General features: G+C 76.1%; 24 protein-coding genes. 18 read left to right on the top strand and 6 right to left on the bottom strand.

Features of this window, described 5'->3' with window-relative positions; genetic code table 11:
- The first annotated feature begins 113 nt into the window (after window positions 1–113).
- The 5 genes from ACI79X_RS05520 to ACI79X_RS05500 all read left to right on the top strand — a co-directional run bounded on the left by ACI79X_RS05520 (window position 114) and on the right by ACI79X_RS05500 (window position 4,238).
- Window positions 114–521, top strand: coding sequence for a YciI family protein (locus ACI79X_RS05520; protein ID WP_457024418.1), 408 nt, complete (start codon window positions 114–116; stop codon window positions 519–521).
- Complete coding sequence (locus ACI79X_RS05515; protein ID WP_457024417.1) at window positions 518–1,675, top strand: RNA polymerase sigma factor; 1,158 nt, start codon at window positions 518–520, stop codon at window positions 1,673–1,675. The genes ACI79X_RS05520 and ACI79X_RS05515 overlap by 4 nt, the downstream gene beginning before the upstream one ends.
- Window positions 1,676–1,755: 80 nt before the next feature.
- The gene (locus ACI79X_RS05510; RefSeq protein WP_457024416.1) at window positions 1,756–1,926 is read left to right on the top strand and encodes a hypothetical protein; all 171 of its coding nucleotides are present in this window, start codon (window positions 1,756–1,758) and stop codon (window positions 1,924–1,926) included.
- 24 nt (window positions 1,927–1,950) lie between these two features.
- Window positions 1,951–3,165, top strand: a complete 1,215-nt coding sequence (locus tag ACI79X_RS05505; RefSeq protein ID WP_457024415.1) for a zinc-dependent alcohol dehydrogenase — start codon at window positions 1,951–1,953, stop codon at window positions 3,163–3,165.
- A 47-nt stretch (window positions 3,166–3,212) separates the two neighbouring features.
- Complete coding sequence (locus ACI79X_RS05500; RefSeq protein ID WP_457024414.1) at window positions 3,213–4,238, top strand: phosphotransferase; 1,026 nt, start codon at window positions 3,213–3,215, stop codon at window positions 4,236–4,238.
- Here the strand turns inward: ACI79X_RS05500 and ACI79X_RS05495 are convergent, their stop codons facing one another.
- Genes ACI79X_RS05495 through ACI79X_RS05480 form a run of 4 tightly spaced genes read right to left on the bottom strand, consistent with a single transcriptional unit; the run spans window position 4,239 to window position 7,808 of the window.
- Entirely contained in the window at window positions 4,239–4,538 is a 300-nt protein-coding gene (locus tag ACI79X_RS05495; RefSeq protein ID WP_457024413.1) for a hypothetical protein, read from the bottom strand. It abuts the gene before it with no gap.
- A gap of 14 nt (window positions 4,539–4,552) precedes the next feature.
- Window positions 4,553–4,882 (bottom strand): hypothetical protein, encoded by a 330-nt coding sequence (locus ACI79X_RS05490; RefSeq protein ID WP_457024412.1) that lies wholly within the window; start codon window positions 4,880–4,882, stop codon window positions 4,553–4,555.
- Entirely contained in the window at window positions 4,879–5,364 is a 486-nt protein-coding gene (locus tag ACI79X_RS05485) for a hypothetical protein (protein ID WP_457024411.1), read from the bottom strand. Before ACI79X_RS05485 ends, ACI79X_RS05490 begins: the two co-directional genes overlap by 4 nt.
- Entirely contained in the window at window positions 5,361–7,808 is a 2,448-nt protein-coding gene (locus ACI79X_RS05480; RefSeq protein WP_457024410.1) for a molybdopterin oxidoreductase family protein, read from the bottom strand. Before ACI79X_RS05480 ends, ACI79X_RS05485 begins: the two co-directional genes overlap by 4 nt.
- Before the next feature lie 172 nt (window positions 7,809–7,980).
- On the opposite strand from ACI79X_RS05480, the gene ACI79X_RS05475 reads away from it, so the two are divergent.
- The 7 genes from ACI79X_RS05475 to ACI79X_RS05445 all read left to right on the top strand — a co-directional run bounded on the left by ACI79X_RS05475 (window position 7,981) and on the right by ACI79X_RS05445 (window position 13,590).
- Complete coding sequence (locus ACI79X_RS05475) at window positions 7,981–8,409, top strand: phage holin family protein (RefSeq protein ID WP_457024409.1); 429 nt, start codon at window positions 7,981–7,983, stop codon at window positions 8,407–8,409.
- On the top strand, window positions 8,406–8,579 hold the full coding sequence (locus ACI79X_RS05470; RefSeq protein ID WP_457024408.1) for a hypothetical protein: 174 nt from the start codon (window positions 8,406–8,408) through the stop codon (window positions 8,577–8,579). Before ACI79X_RS05475 ends, ACI79X_RS05470 begins: the two co-directional genes overlap by 4 nt.
- 112 nt (window positions 8,580–8,691) lie before the next feature.
- Window positions 8,692–9,732 carry a bacteriorhodopsin gene (locus tag ACI79X_RS05465; RefSeq protein ID WP_457024407.1) on the top strand — a complete coding sequence of 347 codons (1,041 nt, stop codon included), beginning with the start codon at window positions 8,692–8,694 and terminating at the stop codon, window positions 9,730–9,732.
- A 94-nt stretch (window positions 9,733–9,826) separates the two neighbouring features.
- Window positions 9,827–10,753 (top strand): Brp/Blh family beta-carotene 15,15'-dioxygenase, encoded by a 927-nt coding sequence (locus ACI79X_RS05460; protein ID WP_457024406.1) that lies wholly within the window; start codon window positions 9,827–9,829, stop codon window positions 10,751–10,753.
- Window positions 10,750–11,157, top strand: a complete 408-nt coding sequence (locus ACI79X_RS05455; RefSeq protein WP_457024405.1) for a four-helix bundle copper-binding protein — start codon at window positions 10,750–10,752, stop codon at window positions 11,155–11,157. Before ACI79X_RS05460 ends, ACI79X_RS05455 begins: the two co-directional genes overlap by 4 nt.
- A 33-nt stretch (window positions 11,158–11,190) precedes the next feature.
- Entirely contained in the window at window positions 11,191–12,042 is an 852-nt protein-coding gene (gene pdxY, locus ACI79X_RS05450; RefSeq protein ID WP_457024404.1) for a pyridoxal kinase PdxY, read from the top strand.
- Between the two features lie 48 nt (window positions 12,043–12,090).
- A complete protein-coding gene (locus ACI79X_RS05445) occupies window positions 12,091–13,590 on the top strand; it encodes an amino acid permease (protein ID WP_457024403.1) in 1,500 nt (499 codons plus the stop codon).
- Between the two features lie 8 nt (window positions 13,591–13,598).
- Here the strand turns inward: ACI79X_RS05445 and ACI79X_RS05440 are convergent, their stop codons facing one another.
- Window positions 13,599–14,105, bottom strand: coding sequence for a MarR family winged helix-turn-helix transcriptional regulator (locus tag ACI79X_RS05440; RefSeq protein WP_457024402.1), 507 nt, complete (start codon window positions 14,103–14,105; stop codon window positions 13,599–13,601).
- 92 nt (window positions 14,106–14,197) lie between these two features.
- On the opposite strand from ACI79X_RS05440, the gene ACI79X_RS05435 reads away from it, so the two are divergent.
- The 5 genes from ACI79X_RS05435 to ACI79X_RS05415 all read left to right on the top strand — a co-directional run bounded on the left by ACI79X_RS05435 (window position 14,198) and on the right by ACI79X_RS05415 (window position 18,674).
- A complete protein-coding gene (locus ACI79X_RS05435; protein WP_457024401.1) occupies window positions 14,198–15,142 on the top strand; it encodes an EamA family transporter in 945 nt (314 codons plus the stop codon).
- Window positions 15,143–15,207: 65 nt separating this feature from the next.
- On the top strand, window positions 15,208–16,458 hold the full coding sequence (locus tag ACI79X_RS05430) for an NRAMP family divalent metal transporter (protein WP_457024400.1): 1,251 nt from the start codon (window positions 15,208–15,210) through the stop codon (window positions 16,456–16,458).
- 13 nt (window positions 16,459–16,471) lie between these two features.
- The gene (locus ACI79X_RS05425) at window positions 16,472–17,239 is read left to right on the top strand and encodes a LamB/YcsF family protein (RefSeq protein WP_457024399.1); all 768 of its coding nucleotides are present in this window, start codon (window positions 16,472–16,474) and stop codon (window positions 17,237–17,239) included.
- On the top strand, window positions 17,239–17,847 hold the full coding sequence (gene pxpB, locus ACI79X_RS05420) for a 5-oxoprolinase subunit PxpB (protein ID WP_457024489.1): 609 nt from the start codon (window positions 17,239–17,241) through the stop codon (window positions 17,845–17,847). Before ACI79X_RS05425 ends, pxpB begins: the two co-directional genes overlap by 1 nt.
- A complete protein-coding gene (locus ACI79X_RS05415; protein ID WP_457024398.1) occupies window positions 17,841–18,674 on the top strand; it encodes a 5-oxoprolinase subunit C family protein in 834 nt (277 codons plus the stop codon). Before pxpB ends, ACI79X_RS05415 begins: the two co-directional genes overlap by 7 nt.
- Window positions 18,675–18,743: 69 nt before the next feature.
- On the opposite strand, the gene ACI79X_RS05410 is transcribed toward ACI79X_RS05415, so the two are convergent.
- Window positions 18,744–20,204 (bottom strand): benzaldehyde dehydrogenase, encoded by a 1,461-nt coding sequence (locus ACI79X_RS05410; RefSeq protein ID WP_457024397.1) that lies wholly within the window; start codon window positions 20,202–20,204, stop codon window positions 18,744–18,746.
- A 341-nt stretch (window positions 20,205–20,545) separates the two neighbouring features.
- On the opposite strand from ACI79X_RS05410, the gene ACI79X_RS05405 reads away from it, so the two are divergent.
- On the top strand, window positions 20,546–20,737 hold the full coding sequence (locus ACI79X_RS05405; RefSeq protein WP_457024396.1) for a hypothetical protein: 192 nt from the start codon (window positions 20,546–20,548) through the stop codon (window positions 20,735–20,737).
- Window positions 20,738–20,743: the final 6 nt, after the last annotated feature.

Genomic DNA, 20,743 nt, shown 5'->3' with positions numbered 1-20,743 from the left:
CGCAATCGGGGGCGCCGGAGGAGATCTCCCCGGCAGGATGTCGAGGACGCGGGCGCGGCTCCGTCCCCGGGGTGTCCGCGACCGAGCCGGTCGCCCGATGCGAGGAGGACCCCATGGCCAAGTACCTGCTGCTCAAGCACTACCGCGGCGCGCCGGCGGCGGTGAACGACGTCCCGATGGACCAGTGGACGCCGGAGGAGGTCGACGCGCACATCCGGTACATGGGCGACTTCGCCGACCGGCTGCGCGCGACCGGGGAGTTCGTCGCCGAGGCGGCGCTGGCGCCCGACGGGCTGTGGATCCGCTCCGACGGCGAGGGCCGCCCGCCGGTCACCGACGGCCCGTTCGCCGAGACGAAGGACCTGATCGCCGGCTGGATGATCATCGACGTCGACGGCCGCGAGCGCGCGATCGAGCTGGCCGGGGAGCTGTCGGCCGCGCCCGGCCGGGGCGGGGAGCCGATCCACGAGTGGCTCGAGGTCCGGCCGCTGTACGGCGAGCCGCCCCTCGTCACGGAGTGAGCGCCCGGCTGGACGAGGCCCTGGTGCGGGGCCTCGTCCCGGGGGTGATCGGCGTCCTCGTCCGCCGCGGGGCCGACTTCGCCGCGGCCGAGGACGCCGTCCAGGACGCGCTGCTCGAGGCGCTGCGGACCTGGCCGGCCGACCCGCCGCGGGACGCGCGCGGCTGGCTGGTCACCGTGGCCTGGCGCCGGTTCCTCGACGCCACCCGCGCCGACGCCGCCCGGCGCCGGCGCGAGGACCGGGTGGAGGAGGAGCCGGAGCCCGGCCCGGTGCCGGCGGCCGACGACACGCTGCAGCTGTACTTCCTGTGCGCCCACCCGTCGCTGACGCCCGCGTCGGCGGTGGCGCTGACGCTGCGCGCCGTCGGTGGCCTCACCACCCGCCAGATCGCCCGCGCCTACCTCGTCCCCGAGGCGACGATGGCGCAGCGGATCAGCCGGGCCAAGCGCACCGTGGCCGGCGTCCGGCTCGACCGGCCCGGCGACGTCGGCACCGTGCTGCGCGTCCTCTACCTCGTCTTCAACGAGGGCTACTCGGGCGACGTCGACCTCGTCGCCGAGGCGATCCGCCTCACCCGCCAGCTCGCCGCCGCCGTCGACGACCCCGAGGTGGCGGGGCTGCTCGCGCTCATGCTGCTGCACTCCGCCCGGCGCGCCGCCCGGACCGCCCCCGACGGCCGCCTGGTGCCGCTGGCCGAGCAGGACCGCAGCCGGTGGGACACCGCGGCGATCACCGAGGGCGTCGCGGTCCTGCAGGCGGCGCTCGCCCGCGACCGGCTGGGCGAATACCAGGCGCAGGCCGCGATCGCCGCGCTGCACGCCGACGCGCGCTCGGCGGCGGAGACCGACTGGGTGCAGGTCGTCGAGTGGTACGACGAGCTCCTCCGGCTCACCGGCAGCCCGGTGGTGCGGCTCAACCGGGCGGTCGCCGTCGGCGAGGCCGACGGCCCGCGCGCGGGGCTCGCGGCCCTGGCCGGGCTCGACCCGTCCCTGCCGCGGTACACCGCCGCGGCCGCCCACCTGCACGAACGCGACGGCGACCTCCCGACGGCCGCCCGCCTCTACGCCCGGGCCGCCCGCGAGGCCACGGACACCGCCGAGCGCGATCACCTCGTGCGGCAGGCCGCCCGGCTGAACACCCTCCTCCGGCACTGACGGGTTCAGGTGGGACCCAACCGGGTAGGGCGCGATGGGTCGAGCAGCGGCCTGCCTCGGTCCCGAGGAGAGGAGCACCCATGACCTGGATCTGGATCGTCGTCGCGGTCGTCGCCATCGCCGCGGTCTACGGCGTGTGGATCGGCAACACCGTCCGGTGGACGAAGCGGAACGGGAACCTCGCCCGCCGCAGCCCGGGGATCTTCGGACGCAGCGACGAGGTCGACGAGTTCAACCGCACCGGGCGCTGACCCACCGCCCCGAGAGGAGCTCCCGTGAAGGCAGTCGTGTGGCACGGCGTCGGGGACATCCGCCTCGACGAGGTGCCCGACCCCACCATCCAGGACCCGACGGACGCGATCGTCGAGATCACCGCGAGCGCCATCTGCGGCACCGACCTGCACTTCGTGCGCGGGACCATGTCGGGGATGGTCGAGGGCACGGTCCTCGGCCACGAGGCCGTCGGCGTCGTCCGCGAGACCGGCCCCGGCGTGCGCAACCTGCGCCCGGGCGACCGCGTCGTCATCCCCTCGACGATCGGCTGCGGGTACTGCTCGTACTGCCGCGCCGGCTACTACGCGCAGTGCGACAACGCCAACCCCAACGGCCCGTCGGCGGGCACCTGCTTCTTCGGCGGGCCGCAGACCACCGGCCCGGTCGACGGCCTGCAGGCGCAGTACGCCCGCGTGCCGTTCGCCAACGTCGGCCCGGTCCGGCTGCCCGAGGAGGTGGGCGACGACGCGGCGATCATGCTCAGCGACATCTACCCCACCGCCTGGTTCGGCGCCCGGCTGGCCGAGGTGGGCGACGGCGACACCGTGCTCGTGCTCGGCGCCGGCCCGGTCGGGCAGTTCGCGGTCACCAGCGCCTTCCAGCAGGGTGCCGGGCGGGTGTTGCTGGTCGACGGCGTCGCGAGCCGGCTGGAGCAGGCCCGCGGCCGCGGCGCGGAGGTCATCGACTTCGACGCCGAGGACCCGGTCGCCGTGGTGCAGGAGCTGACCGGCGGCACCGGTGTGGACCGCGTGATCGACGCCGTCGGCGTGGACGCGCAGCGGCCGAAGCGCGGGCCGGCGGCGGAGGCCGCGCGGCAGCAGGCGGAGCGGTTCGAGCAGGAGCGCTCGCAGGTGGCGCCGGAACAGCACCCGCACGGGGACACGTACGTGCCCGGCGACGCCCCCAGCCAGTCGCTGCAGTGGGCGGTCGAGGCGGTGGCCAAGGCCGGGACGATCGGCGTCATCGGCGTCTACCCGCCGGACATGACGTCGTTCCCGACCGGCGCGGCCATGAACGAGAACCTGACCGTGAAGATGGGCAACTGCAACCACCGGCGCTACGTGCCGCACCTGCTCGACCTGGTGCGCACCGGCGCGATCGACCCGTCGACCGTGCTCACCCAGGTCGGCGACATGCCCTCGGTCCTCGACGCCTACGAGACGTTCGACCGGCGCGAGAGCGGCTGGACCAAGGTCGCGCTGGACCCGAGCGCCTAGGGAGCAGGGCGCTCCACCCGAGCTGACGGTGCCCTAGCGTCCGGCGCGTGGACTCCCACGCGCCGGACCTCACCGGGGCCGCCACCTGGCGGGACCCGGCGTGGCTCGACCCCGCCCTCGCGTGGGCCCGCCAGTGCCTCGCGGGGCTCGGGCGCACCGTCACCGGCCCGCCCGAGCAGGTGCACGTGCGCGCCTGGTCGACGGCGGTCCGCATCCCCACCGACGGCGGGGTGGTCTGGCTGAAGTCGGTCGGCGCGGGCTCGGCGCAGGAGCCGCCGCTGGCCGCGGCCCTGGGCGGCTGGGCGCCCGGCCGGGTGCTGGTGCCGCTCGCCGTCGACGCCGGCCGCCGCCTGCTGCTCCTGCCCGACGGCGGGACGACGCTGCGGGCGAGCGGCCGCGGCGTCGACGCCGGCGCGTGGGAGGCGCTGCTGGCCGACCACGCCCGCCTGCAGGTGGAGGTCGCGGCGCGCGCGGACGAGATGGTGGCGCTCGGCGTCCCCGACCTCCGCCCGGAGCGGCTGCCGGACCTCGCCGCCGGCCTGCTGGCCGACGACGACGCACTGCTCACCGGCACCCCCGACGGCCTCGACCCCGCCGTGCGCGAGCGGCTGCGCGGCTCGATGGGCGCGTACGCCGAGTTGTGCCGGGCGCTGGCCGCCGGGCCGGTGCCGGCGTCGGTGCAGCACGACGACCTGCACGACGGCAACGTCTTCGTCACCGGCGACGGGTTCCGCTTCTTCGACTGGGGCGACGCCTCGGTGGCGCACCCGTTCCTCACCCTGCTCGTGCCGCTGCGCGGAGCCGCCGCGGCGCTCGGCCTGCCGCCGGGCTCCCCGGCGCTGCTGCGGCTGCGCGACGCCTACCTCGGGCCGTGGCGGGCGTTCGCCGAGGCGGCGGTGCTCCGCGAGCTGGCCGGCCTGGCGCTCCGGGTCGCACCGCTCGCGCGGGCGCTCACCTGGCACCGCATCCTGCGCGCCGTCTCCCCGGACGAGCGCCCGCAGTGGCAGGCGAGCGTGCCCGGCTGGGTGGCCGAGTCCGCCGCCCCCGGCCCGCTGGGCGGCGCCGCGGCCTGATCACAGCTGCGGCCGCACCCCCGGCTCCCCCGCCACCCCGGGCGGCCCGACGGCGGCCCGGGCCGGACCCCGGCGACCGAGCGGCAGCACGGTGCGGCCGTGCGACCCCTCGAGCTCGAGCGCCAGCGCGGCGTAGACCGCCAGGCCCCCGAGCGCGAGCCCGATCCAGCCGGCCGCCGACTGCCAGGACGGCGAGCCGGTCAGCTCGTGGGCCCCCGTGACGGCGAACCGGACGCCGGCGAGGCCCGTGACCGCGGCCGGGACCAGCTTGGCGCTCGCCGGGACCGCGGGGACCGCCATGGCGACGGCCGAGGTCAGCAGCAGGACGCCGAGCCCGGCGCGCTGACCGCACCGGGCGGCGAGGTGTACGTGGTCAGCCCCACGACGCCCCAGGTGCCGGCGAGGACGCCCGTGCCGGTGGCGGCCACGGGGTCGCGGGCCGGGAAGCCGACCACCGACGCCAGCAGCTGCAGCGGCACGGTGGCCGCCAGCGCGGTGAGCGCGGCGACCCGGCCCCCGGGGGGCGGCACCCAGCCGAGCTGCACGGCGGCGAGGGCCGTCGTCGCCAGCGCCAGGGCGGGGAAGCCGAGCGGGAGCGGGGTGGCGACCGGGCGGAGGACGACGCGCGTGCCGGCCTCGCTCATCCCGTCACCAGGACCTGCGTCGCGGACTCCTTGATGCGGCTGTTGGCCCAGCGGGCCTGGCGGAGGTTCTCCGGGTGGCACCGCCGCGCGAGGGCGAGCAGCTCGGTGTCCTCGAGGCCCTGCGCCGCCTGGGCGACCATCTCCCAGTCGACGGACACGCCGACGGCCGCGAGGTGGAGGCTGCGCAGGTCGCGCAGCAGGAGCAGGGCCGGGGCGGACCGTCGCCCGAGGCGGTCGCTGACCGCCTCGTACAGCCGCGCGACCAGCCGCGTCTCGCCGGCGGGCTCGGGGTCGAGGTCGACGCCGTAGCGCGGGCCGAAGGGCGCGAGCCGGCGCACGTGGTCCTGCGACCAGCGGGCCAGGTCGCGGCCGAGGTGGAACAGCTCGTGGTCGGCCTTGTGCCGCTCGGCGACGGCCAGCAGCTGGTGCGCGAGGTGGTTCTCCGAGCGGTGCAGCTCCTCCAGTGCCAGGCCGAGGTTCACCGCGGACCTCCCGCGGTCGGCAGGGTCTCCTGCACCTCGGCGGCGGGTCCGCCGCGGGTCGGCGGGACGCCGCCGCGGGCGGGCGCGGAGGCGGTGGTGGTGGGCGCCGCGGACCGGCCGCGCCGCGACCAGCGCACCCGGCGCACCCGGGCGGCCGCCGTCTTGAAGATCGGCTGCTTGGAGGCGGCGTCCCAGTCGGTCAGCGTGAGCTCGTTGGCCGCCCGCCCCCGGCGGCCGGGCGCGTCCCAGTAGCCGTAGTGGAAGGGCAGGAAGACGACGCCGTCGCGGATGCCGCTGATCCGCAGCCGGGCCCGCACCCGCCCGCGCGGCGTCGTGACCTCGAGCAGGTCGCCCTCCCGCGCCCGCAGCCGGTCGGCGTCGCCGGGGGACATCTCCACCCACACCTCCCGGGCGGCGGCCTGCAGCTGGGGCGCGCGGCCGGTCTTGGTGCGGGTGTGGAACTGGTAGAGCGTGCGGCCGGTGATGAGCGCGAACGGGTACTCGGCGCTGGGCTCCTCGTGCGGCGGGAGGTACTCCGCGGCCTTGATGACCGCCTTGCCCGAGGGGTTCATCGACCGGTACTCGTCGGGCTCGAGCGGGGCGCCGGTGAGCAGGTCGCGGCCGTAGCTCTCGCAGTACTCCGGGTCGGCGAAGAACCGCCCGTCCGCGTAGAGCCGCTCGGTGCCCTCCGGCGCCTCGTCGGTGCAGGGCCACTGGATGCCGCTGCCGCCGCGCAGCTTGTCGTAGGTGATGCCGGTGTAGTCGCAGGGCCGGCCGCGGCTGCACTCCTTCCACGCCTCGAAGGCGCCCTCGTAGTCGGACCACGTCACCAGCGGGGCGCCGTCCTTGTCCTGCAGCCCGAGCCGGTTCGCGAAGTCGATGAGGATGTCCATGTCCGGCCGCGCCTCGCCGGGCGGGTCGACGGCCTTCTCCGTCAGGTGCACCGTGCGGTCGGCGTTGGTGAAGGTGCCGGTCTTCTCCCCCCAGGTGGCGGCGGGGAGGACGACGTCGGCCAGCTGCGCGGTCTCGGTCAGGAAGATGTCCTGCACGACCAGGAACAGCCGCTCCTGGGACAGGATCGACCGGATGCGGGCCAGCTCGGGCAGGGACACCGCCGGGTTGGTGCAGATGACCCAGAACATCCGGATCGAGCCCTCCTCGAGGTACCGGAGCTGCTGCATGACGTGGGTCGGCGGGGCGTAGTGCGGGATGTGCGCCGGGTCGACGTTCCAGATGCGGGCCAGGTCCTCGACGTGCGCGTCGTTGGACCAGTTGCGGAACGCCGGGAGGTCACCGTCGGCGCCGGCCTCGCGGGTGTTCTCCGCGGTCGGCTGGCCGTTCATCTGCAGGATCCCGCAGCCGGGGCGGCCGAGCATGCCGCGCACCAGGTGCACGTTGTTGACCTGGACGGCGGCCGCGGTGGCCTGGTGGGACTGGTAGAACCCCTGCAGCACCGTCGACAGCAGCCGCTCGGCGGTGCCGATGACGCGGGCGGCCTCGCGGATCCGCTCCGCCGGGACGTCGCAGATCCGGCCGGCGACCTCCGGCGGGTACTCCGCCACCCGCTCCCGCAGCTCGTCGAAGCCGACGACGTGGGCGTCGAGGTACTCCCGGTCGATCCACCCGTTGCGGACGATCTCGTGCAGCAGGCCGTTCATCAGGGCGACGTTGGTCCCCGGCCGGGGGGCGAGGTGGACGGTCGCCGCCCGCGCCACCGGCGTCTCCCGGGGGTCGACGCAGACGACCCGCGGCGGGTTCGGGCCGGCCAGCCGGTCCAGCACCCGCGTCCAGGTGACCACCTGGGTCTCGGCCATGTTGTGCCCGTACAGGCAGATGACGTCGGCGGAGTCGATGTCGGCGTAGGAGCCGGGCTGGCCGTCGCTGGCGAAGGACTCCTTGAGCGCGGCGGCCGCCGTCGCGGTGCACAGCCGCGTGTTGCCGTCGACGTGGATGGTCCCGATGCCGCCGTGCGCGATCAGGCCGAGCGTGTAGTAGTCCTCGAGGAACAGCTGACCGGTGTTGTAGAAGCCGATCGACCCCGGCCCCCGCTCGTCGAGGAGCTCCCGGGTGCGCCGGACGACGAGGTCCATGGCGGTGTCCCAGTCGGTCTCGACGAGCCGGCCGTTCCGGCGCACCAGCGGGCGGGTCAGGCGCTCACGCGCGCCGTTCGCCTGCCAGCCGTAGAGGTCCTTGGGGTCGAGGCGGCCGCGGTTGACCCGGTCGACCGCCCGGCCCCGGACGCCGACGATGCGGCCGTCCTTGACCGCGACGTCCATCGCGTCGCCGTTGCTGTGCAGGATCGACGCCGCCTGCACCCACCGGTCGACGTCGTCCTCGCCGACCCCGTCGGCGAGGTGCTGGTCCACCCGCGTCGGCCACTCCTCCCCCGGCCCGTACGGGGTCCGCGTGCCCCACGGTTCGGCGATCCGGTCGATCCGCGCCATCGTGTCCTCCGTCGGTCGGTCCCCCTCCGGGGCCTCTCCGCCGGAACAGGTCCCGAAACCCGGTCGACCCACCGGCTCCGCTGCTCCCGTAGCCCGGTTGGCCGGCGGCTGCGGGGGTAGCCCGCTGCCGTGGGCCGGTCCCGGCCCCGGCCCACCGCCACTGCGAGGACCGATGACCGAGAACACCCCGCCCGCGGGCGCGTCGACCGCCGACCTCCTCCAGTCGCTGACCGACGACGTCACGACCCTGGTGCGCGACGAACTCGCACAGGCCCGTGCCGAGCTCACGGCCAAGGCGCGGCGCGCCGGGCGGGCCGGCGCGCTGCTGGGTGGCGCGGCCGGCCTCGGCGTCCTGGCCGTCGGTACGTCGAGCGCGCTGCTGGTGCGGCTGCTCGAGCGCCGTCTGTCCCCACCGGCCGCAGCCGCGCTGGCCACCCTGCTCTACGGCGGGGGCGCAGCCGCTCTGGCGGCCACGGCGCGCGAGGAGCTGCGGCAGGTCGGGTCGCTGCTGCCGGAGCGGACCGTGGCCAGCGTCCGCGAGGACGTCCGCGTGGCGAGCCCCGGCTCATCGGCCGGCCGGCCCCCAGGAGCCGGAGCGTGAGCACCGACGGGCCGCAGGTCTCCCGGCCCGGCCGAGTCATCCCCCGCAGTGCGATCCACCGCTGCGGCGGCGACGACCGCGCCCACGAGTCCACCGATGCCGCGGGGCACCGCTCCCCGCCGCTGCCGGACGGCTGCCGGGTGCTCGGGCGGGCCGCCCGCCACCACTGAGGCGAGGACGCGTCGCCCGGTTCGGTGGTGCATGCCCGGGTAGCGCTGCCACGGGGTCGAGCAGCAGCCCCTCCGGCCCCGGCCGGGCCCCCCGACGCCCGCAGGAGTCCCCGTGGACGTGGTCGACACGCCGTCCCCCGAACTGCAGACACTGACGCCGGGCCAGTACGACCTGGTGCACTTCGCGCTGATGGCCGCGGGGTTCAGCCTGTTCGCCTACCTCCTCTACAACCTGGCCAGCAGGAACGAGGTGGGGCGGCGGTACCGGCCGGCCATCCACGCGGGCCTCTGCCTGGCGGCGGTCGCCACGGTGAGCTACCTGGTGCTGTTCCTCAAGTGGGACAGCGGCTTCACGCTCACCGACGGCGTGTACGTGCCGAACGAGGAGGCGCGGTTCACCGGCTCGACGCGCTATCCCGACTGGGCGGTCACCGTCCCGCTGCTCACCGTCGAGCTGCTCGCCGTCTGCTCCCTCGCCGGCGCCCGGGCGCGGAACCTGCGGGCCAGCACGATGGCCGCCGCCTTCCTCATGATCGCCACCGGCTACGTCGGCTCCCAGCTGGTCGCCGACGGCCGCGACCGCACCGCGCTCGTCGTGTGGGGGCTCGTCAGCACCGCGTTCTTCGTCTACCTCTACGTCGCGCTGATCGGCGCGGTCCGGGCGTCGCTGCCGCACATGGGCCGGGCGGCGGCCGTCAGCCTGCGCAACGCCACGATCGTGCTGCTGGGCAGCTTCGGCGTGTACCCGCTCGTCTACGCGATCCCGGTCCTCGCCGACGTCACGCCCGCCTGGTCGACCACCATGCAGGTCGCGTACTCCGCCGCCGACGTCGTCGCCAAGGTCGGCTTCGGCCTCCTGGTCCACAAGGTGGCCCTGCTGCGCACCGCCGAGGACGTGCGCGCCGGCGAGGACACCCATCCCGAGCCGGTGTGGGTGAGCAACGTGCACGAGAGCGACGGCGTGCTGCCCGAGCTCGGCCGGGTCGGACCGTCGGCCGCGGCCGCCCTCCGCGGCGAGCACCGTCCCGGGCACGACGAGCACGATCGCGACCACGACCACCACGACCACCCCGACCACCCCGACCACCCCGACCACCACGACCACCCCGCGCCCCGAGCGGGCGCGACGCGGACGGCGTCCGAGCGGGAGTGACGTGTTCTTGATCGACGCGCGGTCCCTGCCTGCCGGCCCCGTCCCGGGTCCGGTCCGGGCTGCGACGGCGGTCTCGCTCGGTACCGCCGTCGCGGTGGTCGCCGTCGAGCTGGCCGTCGGCTGGGGCGACCTGGCCTGGGTACTGCTGGTCGCGGGCCTGCTGCTCGGCCTGCCGCACGGCGCCGCCGACCACACCCTCCCGGCCCGCCGGCTGCACTGGCCACTGCGACGGACGGCGCTGTTCGCCGTCGGCTACGCCGTCCTGGCACTCGCCGGCTGGCTGGCGTTCCGGGCCTTCCCGGGACCGGCGCTGCTGGTGTTCGTCCTCGTGTCCGCCTGGCACTTCGGCACCGGCGAGACCGCCTTCGCCGACCTGCGCGCCGGGCGCCCGGTGCAGCGGCAGGTCACGGCGTCGGCGGTGCTCGGCGCCCTGGTCCTGCTGGTGCCGCTGGTGCGCGGGCAGGAGGAGGCCGCGCCGGTGGTGTCCGCGGTCGTCCCCGGCTGGGACGGGCTGCTGCCGCCGGCCGTGGCCACCGCCGTGCTGGTCACGGTGCTCCCGGCCGCCGCCGCGCTGGCGGCCGAGCGCCTGCTGTCGGGCCGCTGGCTGGAGGCCGCCGAGGTCGGCGCCCTGCTCGTGCTCGTGCTCGTCGTGCCGCCGTTCGCCGCCTTCGGCGTCTGGTTCGGCTGCTGGCACGCGGTGCGGCACGTGGCGCGGGTGGTGGCCGGGGATCCCGCGACCACGGCCGACCTCGCCGCCGGACGCCCGGCCCGCCCGCTGCGCCGGTTCGCCGCGGCCGCGGCGCCGCCCACGGCCGCCGTCCTCGCCGTCCTCGCGCTGCTGTGGTCGGCCACCGACGGCTGGACCGGCCTGCTCGTGACCCTGCTGCCGCTGCTGGCGGCCCTCACGCTCCCGCACGCGCTCGTCGTCGCCTGGCAGGACCGAGCCTCGGGCGCGGGCGGGCAGATGCCCGGGACGGCGCCCGCCGCCCGGACCCGACCGACCGGACGGAGCACCCCGTGACCCTGACCGAGCGCATGCTCGCCTCCCACCCCGCCGACCTGGGCGGCACCGACCGCGAGCGCCTGGTCGCCTGCATCGACGCCTGCCTGGAGTGCGCGCAGGCGTGCACGGCGTGCGCCGACGCGTGTCTGAGCGAGGACATGGTCGCCGAGCTGACGACGTGCATCCGCACGGACCTCGACTGCGCCGACGTCTGCGAGGCCACCGGCCGGGTGCTGTCCCGGCACACCGGCTACGACGCCGACCTGACGCGCGCCGTCCTCGAGGCCTGCGCCGCCGCCTGCCGCGCCTGCGGCGACGAGTGCGCCTCGCACGCGGAGATGCACGAGCACTGCCGCGTCTGCGCCGAGGCCTGCCGCCGGTGCGAGCAGGCCTGCCGCGACCTGCTGGCCACCCTCGGCTGACCGCGTCCGGGGCGCATGGCACCGTGACGCCCCGTGGTGAACGTCCTCTCGATCCAGTCGCACGTGGCCTACGGGCACGTGGGCAACTCCTCGGCCGTCTTCCCGCTGCAGCGCCTCGGGGTCGAGGTGTGGCCGGTGCACACCGTCCAGTTCTCCAACCACACCGGCTACGGGGCGTGGACGGGGCGGGTGTTCGACGGGCAGGCGGTCGAGGAGGTCGTCGACGGCATCGCCGACCGGGGCGTGCTCGGCACCGCCGACGCCGTCCTGTCCGGCTACCTCGGCTCGGCCGACATCGGCCACGCCGTCGTCGGCACCGTCGGCCGGGTGCGGGCGGCCAACCCCGACGCCGTCTACTGCTGCGACCCGGTGATCGGCGACGTCGGCCGCGGCGTGTTCGTGCGGCCCGGCATCGAGGAGCTCATGCGCGAGGTCGCCGTCCCCGCGGCGGACCTGGTGACGCCCAACCACTACGAGCTCGACCTGCTCGCGCAGATGACGACGCGCTCGCTGGGCTCGGTGAAGGAGGCGGTGGCCGCGGTGCAGGCGCTCGGCCCGCGGGTGGTGCTGACCACCTCGCTGGTCGCCGAGGACACCCCGGAGGACTCGGTCGACCTGCTCGCCTCCGAGGGCGGCCGGCACTTCCGGGTGCGCACCCCGCGGCTGTCGGTGTCGGTCAACGGCGCCGGCGACGCGATCGCGGCGCTGTTCCTCGCGCACTGGCTCGACACCCGCTCGGCCGGCGAGGCGCTGGGCCGGGCCGCGGCCAGCGTGTGGGGGCTGCTGCGGCGCACCGAGGAGGCGGGCTCCCGGGAGATCCTGCTGGTCGCCGCGCAGGACGAGTTCGTGTCGCCGTCGCGGAGCTTCCCGGTCGAGGAGGTCTGACCCCGGCGTCACCGAGCGGGGACGCGCGAGCCGACCTAGCGTCCCCGCGTGGACCTGTTCCGGACGAAGTCGGTGGAGGCCGTCCGCGCGGACGCGGGCGAGGGGGACGGCGCCGGCGAGGGGGCCGACGGCGCGCCCGGCGCGGGGCACCTGCGCAAGCGGCTGTCGGCGCGGCACCTCGTCGGGTTCGGCATCGGCATCGTCATCGGCACGGGCATCTTCACGCTCACCGGCGTGACGGCGAAGAACACCGCCGGGCCGGCCGTCGTCGTCTCCTTCGCCCTCGCCGGGCTGGTCGCCCTGCTGGCCGCCGTCTGCTACGCCGAGCTCGCCTCCGCCGTGCCGACGGCGGGCAGCGCGTACACCTACACGTACGCCACCGCCGGCGAGGTCGTCGCCTGGATCATCGGCTGGGACCTGTTCCTCGAGTTCGCCCTCGGCGCGGCGGTGGTGGCGCGCGGCTGGTCGGGCTACGTCGGCAACCTGTTCGACCTGCCGCCGTCGCTGTTCGGCGAGACCTCCACGGTCAACCTCGGCGCGGCGGCGGTCGTCGTCGTGCTCACGCTGGTGGCGGTGCTCGGCATCCGCGAGTCGGCGCGGGTCACCGCGCTGCTGGTCGTGGTCAAGGTCGCCGTCTGCGTGTTCGTCATCGGGGTGGGCGCCTGGTTCGTGCTCGGCGACAACCTCAGCCCGTTCGTGCCGCCGTCGGAGCCGGCCGAGGGCGGCAGCGGCCTGACCCGGCCGCTCATCGAGGCGATCGCCGGGCTCGAGCCGGTGGCCTTCGGCGTCGGCGGGGTGGTCACCGCGGCGGCCGTCGTCTTCTTCGCCTACACCGGCTTCGAGGCGGTGGCCAACCTCTCGGAGGAGACCCGCCGCCCCGCCCGCGACGTGCCGCTGGGCCTGCTCGGCACGCTGGGCCTCGCCACGGCGCTCTACGTCGGCGTCGCCTTCGTGGTGGTCGGGATGGTGCAGTACACCGACATCGACGAGGGCGCCCCGATCGCCGACGCGTTCGACCAGGTCGGGCTCGGCTGGGCGTCGTCGCTGGTGTCCATCGCGGCCGTGGCCGGCCTGACGTCGGTGATCCTGGTCGACCTGATCACCATCGGCCGGATCGGCTTCGCCATGGGCCGCGACGGCCTGCTGCCGCCGTCGGTGGCCCGGATCAGCCCGCGCTCCGGCGTCCCGGCCCGGGTGACGCTGCTGTTCGCCGTCCTCGTCCTCGTGCTGGCCACGTTCGTGCCGCTGGGCACGCTCGCCGACCTGGTGAGCATCGGGACGCTGTTCGCGTTCCTGCTCGTGGCGGTCGCCGTGCCGGTGCTGCGCCGCACCCGGCCGGAGCTGCCGCGGCCGTTCCGCGTGCCGTTCTCGCCGGTGGTGCCCGCCCTCGCGGCGCTGGCCTGCCTGTACCTGATGCTCAACCTCAGCATCGAGACCTGGCTGCGCTTCCTCGCCTGGCTGGCCCTCGGGATGGTCGTCTACGCGGTGTACGGCTACCGGCACTCGCGGGTCCGCGCCGCCGCCCGGGCGGAGACCACCGCCCGCTGACCGTCGCCTCAGTCGGCAGCGCGCTCCTCGACGGAGGCCAGCAGCTCCCGGAGCAGGTCGTCGAGCCGCCGCACGGCGGCCGGTGACATCCCGGCGAGCAGCCGCTGCTGTTCGGCCAGCCCGGCGGTGACGGCCTCGTCGACCAGCGCCCGGCCGGAGTCGGTGAGCCGGACCAGCAGCGCCCGCCGGTCGGCCGGGTCCGGCGTGCGCACGAGGTGCCCGGCCCGTTCCAGCCGGTCGAGCCGGCTGGTCATCCCGCCACTGGTGAGCATCAGCGCGCCGGTGAGCCTGCCGGGCGAGAGGCCGTCGTCCCCGCCGGCCCGGCGCAGGGTGGCGAGGACGTCGAAGTCCGCCCGGGTGATGCCGAACCGCGCGTAGCAGCGCTCCTGTGCGTCCCCCACGAGCCGGGCGGTGCGGTAGACGCGGCCGAAGACGGCCATCGCCGTGGTGTCGAGGTCGGGACGTTCGCGCGCCCACTGCCCGACGATCTCGTCCACGCCGTCCGGTTCCGCCATGCCCTGATCCTCGCACGTCCCACGGTGGACAGATTCTCGGTTCCGAGTATCTTGACATCAAGAATGATGCCGTCGAGGGATAGAGGACCGTCGTGGTCACCACCGCACCGCCTCCGGCACTCCCCGCCCCGGCGCGCCCGCGCGCGGTCCCGGCCGTCCGGCTGCTCACCGCGCTCACCGCCGTCGCCCCGGTGACCTGGGGGACCACCTACGTCGTCACCACCGAGTGGCTGCCGCCGGACCGCCCGCTGCTGGCCGCCACCGTGCGAGCGCTCCCCGCCGGCCTGCTCCTCGTGGCGGCCGGCCGGGTGCTGCCCCGCGGCACCTGGTGGTGGAAGGCGGCGGTGCTCGGCACCCTGAACATCGGCGCCTTCTTCGCGCTGCTGTTCGTCGCCGCGTACCGCCTGCCCGGCGGCGTGGCCGCCGTCCTCGGTGCCGTCCAGCCCCTCGTGGTGGCCCTGCTCGCGCTGCCGCTGCTCGGCACGCCGCTGCGGGCGCGCACGCTCGTCCTCGGCGGGGCGGGCGTGGCCGGGGTCGCGCTCGTCGTGCTCACCGACGCCGCCCGCCTCGACGCGGTCGGCGTCGTCGCCGGGCTCGCCGCCACCGCGTGCATGGGCACCGGGGTGGTCCTCACCAAGCGCTGGGGCCGGCCGGTCCCGGTCCTGGCGTTCACCGGCTGGCAGCTCACCGCCGGCGGCGTCCTGCTGGTCCCCGTGGCGCTGGTGCTCGAGGGGCTGCCGGCCACGGTCACCGCCGGTCAGGTCGGCGGCTTCCTGTACCTGGCCGTCGTCAACACGGCGCTGGCCTACGTGCTGTGGTTGCGCGGGATCGGCCTGCTGCCCGCCGACCGGGTGAGCTTCCTCGGTCTCCTCTCCCCCGTGGTCGCCGCGGCCGCCGGCTGGGCGCTGCTCGGGCAGGCGCTCGGGCCGGTGCAGCTGGCGGGCGTGGCGCTGGCGCTGGGCAGCGTCGTCCTCGCCCAGCGCGGCCCGGCACCCGGCCGGCCATCCCCCGTTGCCGCCGCCCAGGAGCGTGGCTAGCGTCCGCACCGGCGGGCAGCAGGACCCGCCGCCCGGACGCGCGCCGACCCCTCCCTGGAGCGCCGATGTCGCACCCGGCCGACCGGCCCGCCCCCACCGCCACCGCGCCGCCGCCCGGCGGGCGCATGTCGGCGAGCACCCGCTCGACCGTCCTGGGCGCGATGTTCCTCATGGCCACCTCGGCCATCGGCCCCGGGTTCATCACCCAGACGACGGCGTTCACCGTCCAGCTGGGCGCCGCGTTCGCCTTCGCGATCGCCGTCTCGATCGTCATCGACATCGCCCTGCAGCTGAACGTCTGGCGGGTCGTCGGTGTCTCCGGGCGGCGGGCGCAGGAACTCGGCAACCTCGTCCTGCCCGGCCTGGGCTGGCTCATGGCCGGCCTGCTCGTCGTCGGCGGCCTGGTGTTCAACGTGGGCAACGTGGCCGGCTCGGGCCTGGGCACCGACGCGATGTTCGGCCTCGACCCCCGGATCGGGGGCGCGCTGTCGGCGCTGGTGGCGATCGGGGTCTTCCTCAGCAGGCGCGCCGGCGTCGCCGTCGACCGGATCGTCGTCGTGCTCGGCCTGGCGATGATCCTGCTGACCGCCTACATCGCGGTCACCTCCGGTCCGCCGGTGGGGACGGCGCTGCGCAACGTGGTGCTGCCCGAGCAGGTCGACGTCCTCGCGATCACCACGCTGGTCGGCGGCACGATCGGCGGCTACATCGTCTACGCCGGCGCCCACCGGCTGCTCGACTCCGGCGTCACCGGCCCCGCTCACGTCCGCGACATCACCCGCGGCTCGGTGACCGGGATCATCGTCACCGGCATCATGCGGGTCGTCCTCTTCCTCGCCATCCTCGGCGTCGTGGCCGGCGGGGCGGCGCTGGACCCGGAGAACCAGGCCGCCTCGGCCTTCGAGGTCGCCGCCGGGGAGGTGGGCCTGCGGGTGTTCGGCGTGGTGCTGTGGGCGGCGTCGATCACCAGCGTCATCGGCGCCTCGTACACGTCGGTGTCGTTCGTGACCTCCCGGACCCGCACCTCCGACCGCACCCGCACCCTCCTGGTCGTCGGCTTCATCGCCGTCACCACGCTGGCGTTCCTGCTGGCGGGGACCGCGCCCACGACGCTGCTCGTGTTCGCCGGCGCCTTCAACGGCCTGCTGCTGCCCATCGGCATCGCCGTGCTGCTCTGGGTGGCCACCCGGCGCACCGACCTGCTCGGCGGCTACCGCTACCCGCGTTGGCTGCTGGTCGTCGGCTGGGTCGCGTGGCTCGGCACCCTCTACCTCGCGGTCAACTCCGTCCGCCCGGTCCTCGACCTGTTCGGCTGAGCAGGATCGGCCCGTGTCCTCCGTCTCCATCGACCTCAACTCCGACCTGGGCGAGGGCTTCGGCCAGTGGACGCTCGGGAACGACGACGCCCTGCTCGGCGTGGTCACCAGCGCCAACGTCGCCTGCGGCTTCCACGCCGGGGACCCGGTGATCCTGCGCCGGGTGTGCGACCGGGCCGCGGCCGCCGGTGTCGCGATCGGCGCACAGGTGGGCTACCGCGACCTCGCCGGCTTCGGCCGCCGGTTCGTCGACGTCGAGCCCGACGCGCTCACCCAGGACGTGCTCTACCAGGTGGGCGCACTGGAGGCGTTCGCCCGGGTGGCCGGCAGCCGCGTCCGCTACGTCAAGCCGCACGGCGCGCTGTACAACGCGATCGTCGCCCACGAGGAGCAGGCCGCGGCGGTGGTGCGCGCCGTCGTCGAGTACGACCGCACGCTGCCGGTGCTGGGTCTGCCCGGCTCGGCGTTCCTGCGTCAGGCGGCCGAGGCGGGACTGCCCACGGTGGCGGAGGCCTTCGCCGACCGGGCGTACACGCCGGAGGGGACGCTGGTGTCCCGGCGGCTACCCGGCGCGGTCCTGCACGACGCCGGCGAGATCGCCCACCGCTGCGTGGCCATGGCGACCGGGCGGGAGATCCCCGACGTCGACGGCGGCCTCCTGCGGCTCGCGCCGGACTCGATCTGCGTGCACGGTGACACCCCGGGCGCGGTGGACATCGCCCGCCGGGTGCGGTCGGCCCTCACCGACGCGGGGGTCGACCTCGCACCCTTCGCCGCGTGATGCGGGTGCTGCCCAGCGGGTCGGCCGCACTGCTCGTCGAGGTCGCCGACCTCGATGCGGTGCTCGCCCTGCACGCGGCGCTGGAGGCCGACCGGCCGCCCGGCGTCGTCGACCTGGTGCCGGCGGCGCGCACGGTGCTGCTGGTCGTGGACCCCGAGGTGACCTCTCTCGACGCCGTCGAGGCGGCGCTACGGCGGGTGACGCCGCGGCCCGACGGCCGCGCCGACGCGGGCCTGGTCGAGCTGCCGGTCGTCTACGACGGGGCGGACCTCGCCGACGTCGCCGCGCACCTGGGCGTGGCGCCGGAGGAGGTCGTGACGCGGCACGCCGGCACGGAGTGGACCGTCGCGTTCTCCGGGTTCGCGCCCGGCTTCGGCTACCTCACCCCGGCCGGCGGCGGCTGGGACGTGCCGCGCCGCGCGACGCCCCGTACCCGGGTGCCGGCCGGGTCGGTGGCGCTGGCCGGCGGCTTCACCGGCGTCTACCCGCGGGAGTCCCCGGGCGGCTGGCAGCTGGTCGGGCGCACCGACGTCGCGGTGTTCGACCTGGCCCGCGACCCCGCCGCGCTGCTGCGGCCGGGCGTGCGGGTGCGGTTCGTGCCGTGCTGACCGTGCTGGCGCCCGGGCCGCTCGCCACGGTGCAGGACCGCGGCCGGCCCGGGCTGGCGGGCATCGGCGTCGGCCGGTCGGGGGCCGCCGACCGGGCCGCGGCGGCGCTGGCGAACCGGCTGGTGGGCAACGAGCCGGGCGCGGCGGTGCTCGAGGCGACCCTCGGCGGGCTCGCCGTGCGCGCGGAGGCCGACCTGCTCGTCGTCACCACGGGCGCGCGCTGCCCGGGCAGCCCGGTGCACGCCGCCCCGGGCCTGCTGCGCGCCGGGGCGACGCTCGCGCTCGGCAGCCCGGCCACCGGGCTGCGCACCTACCTCGCCGTCCGCGGCGGGATCGCCGTCGCCCCGGTGCTCGGGTCCCGGTCCACCGACGTGCTGGCGGGCCTCGGCCCCGCGCCCCTGCGCGCCGGCGACGCACTGCCGGTGGGCGGGGACGCCGGCCCGTTCCCCGGCGTCGACCTCGCCCCGGTGTCCGACCCGCCGGGCGGTGAGGTGACCGTCCGGCTGCTGCCCGGCCCGCGGTCGGACTGGCTGACCGCGGGCGCCCGGGCCGCGCTCGGCGCCGCGGCCTGGACGGTGACCAGCGAGAGCAACCGGGTGGGGCTGCGGCTGGCCGGCCCGGCCCTGGAGCGCGCGGTCGAGGCGGAGCTGCCCAGCGAGGGGCTGGTGCGGGGCGCCGTGCAGGTGCCGCCGGCCGGGCAGCCGGTGCTCTTCCTCGCCGACGCCCCGGTCACCGGCGGCTACCCGGTGGCCGGATACGTCGACGACGCCGACGTCGACCGCTGCGCGCAGCTCCGCCCGGGTCAGGGCCTCCGCCTGCGCCCCTGACCCTCCGGCCGCGCCCAGAGCCGTGCACGTCCGCGGGGACGCGGTGCATCTCCGCGGACGTGCACCTGATCAGAAGGGATAGGCCGGCAGGTCGCCGCGGACGGTCACCCACTGCGTCTCGGTGAACGCCTCGATGTTGGCCTGCGGGCCGCCGTGCCGGGAGCCGGTGCCCGAGGCGCCGACGCCGCCGAACGGGGCGACCGCCTCGTCGTTGACCGTCTGGTCGTTGATGTGCACCAGGCCCGACGGGATGCGCTCGGCGAGCTCGAGGCCGGCGTAGACGTCACGCGTGAGGATGCCCAGGCTCAGGCCGTACTCGGTGCCGGCGGCGAGCTGCGCGACCTCGTCGAGGCTGGAGAACGGCGTCACCGGGGCGACCGGGCCGAAGATCTCCTCCTGGTAGGCCGGGTGGTCGATGGCGACGCCGCCGAGGACGGTCGGCCGGTAGAAAAGGCCCTCGTAGGTGCCGCCGGTGCGCACGGTGGCGCCCTTCTCGACGCTGGCGGTGACCAGGCCGTGCACGCGGTCGCGCTGGCCGGCGTCGATGAGCGGGCCCATGGCTACCTGCTCGCGGAACGGGTCGCCGACCGGCAGCTTCTCGACCTTCTCGGTGAGGACGGCGGTGTACTCCTCGGCGATCGACTCGTGCACCAGGTGGCGGCTGGTGGCCATGCAGATCTGGCCCTGGTGGGCGAAGGTGCCCCAGGCGCCGACGCTGGCGGCGGCGGTGACGTCGACGTCGGGCAGCACGATCAGCGCGGAGTTGCCGCCGAGCTCGAGGTGCGCCCGCTTGAGGTGCTGGCCGGCGAGCGCGCCGACGATCCGGCCGGCCTTCGTGGAGCCGGTGAAGGCGATGACCCGCACCTGCGGCGCGGTGACCAGCGCCTCGCCGACGTCGGCCCCGCCGGGCAGCACCTGGAAGACGCCGGCCGGCAGCCCCGCCTCCTCGAAGACGCGGGCGAAGACGGCGCCGCCGGAGATCGCGGTGCGCGGGTCGGGCTTGAGGACGACGGCGTTGCCCAGCGCGAGCGCGGGGGCGATCGCGCGGATCGCGAGGATGGTCGGGACGTTGAACGGCGCGATGACGCCGACGACGCCGGCCGGCACGCGCCGGGCGAAGCTCAGCCGCGGGGCGCCGGTGCGCAGCAGCTCACCGTAGGGATGGCTCGGCAGCGCGGATGCCTCGTAGCACTCCTGGGCGCTGGTGTGGACCTGGAAGTCACCGAACGGCTGGATCGCGCCGGACTCGCGGGCCAGCCAGCCCTTGATCTCGTCGGCGTGCTCCTCGAGCACCTGGCCGGCGCGGCGCAGCACGCGGGCGCGCTCCTCGAACGGGGCGGCGGCCCACGCGCGCTGCGCCTCCGCGGCCCGCTCGGCCGCCGCGACGACGTCCTCGGGGGCCGCCTTGCCGACCGGCGCGATGACGTCCCCGGTGGCCGGCTCCACCGCGTCGTAGGTGCCACCGGACCCGTCGGTCCACGCACCCGTCCAGACCTTGCCCTGCCACGCGCCGTCGTCCAGGAGTGCCACGTCGTCCCTCTCGTCGTCGTTCCGGTCTCGCTCCGTCCGATCCTCGTCCCCCCGCTGTCGGGGGTCGAGGGCGGCCCCCGTCCCCGCCTTCCGCGCGCGGGAGGCGGTTCTCCCCGCGCCCACCGCGCGCGGTGTCGACCTGCTGCTGCCTCGCGCGCCGCGAGACGACCGCAGGTCGACGAGCGGCGCCCGGGAGCAGGGCCGCGTCGGCCTCCGCACCGGTAGCCGCCCGTGCACGGCCGCCGCCGCGAGGTGACGGCGCGCAACCGGCCCGGGACACCGCCGCGGGAGTCCCCCGCAGGAGCGGGGGCCGGCCCACCGGCCACCTAGCGTCGCCCGGCATGAGACCCGGCGAGAGCTACCGCGACGGTGTCCAGCGGCGAGCGGTGCTGGCGGTGCTCGTCGGCGTCGGCGCCGCGTTCCTGCTGCACTGGCTCGACGACGACATGACCGCCACCGTCCTGGTCGGCGTCGTCACCGCCCTCTGCGTGGCGCTCGTGCCCACCCCCCGGGAGCCCGCGCCCCGCGCCTGACCCGGC

This window comes from Geodermatophilus sp. SYSU D01119 (genome assembly GCF_054049975.1).
This window is presented reverse-complemented; position numbering and strand designations above follow the sequence as displayed.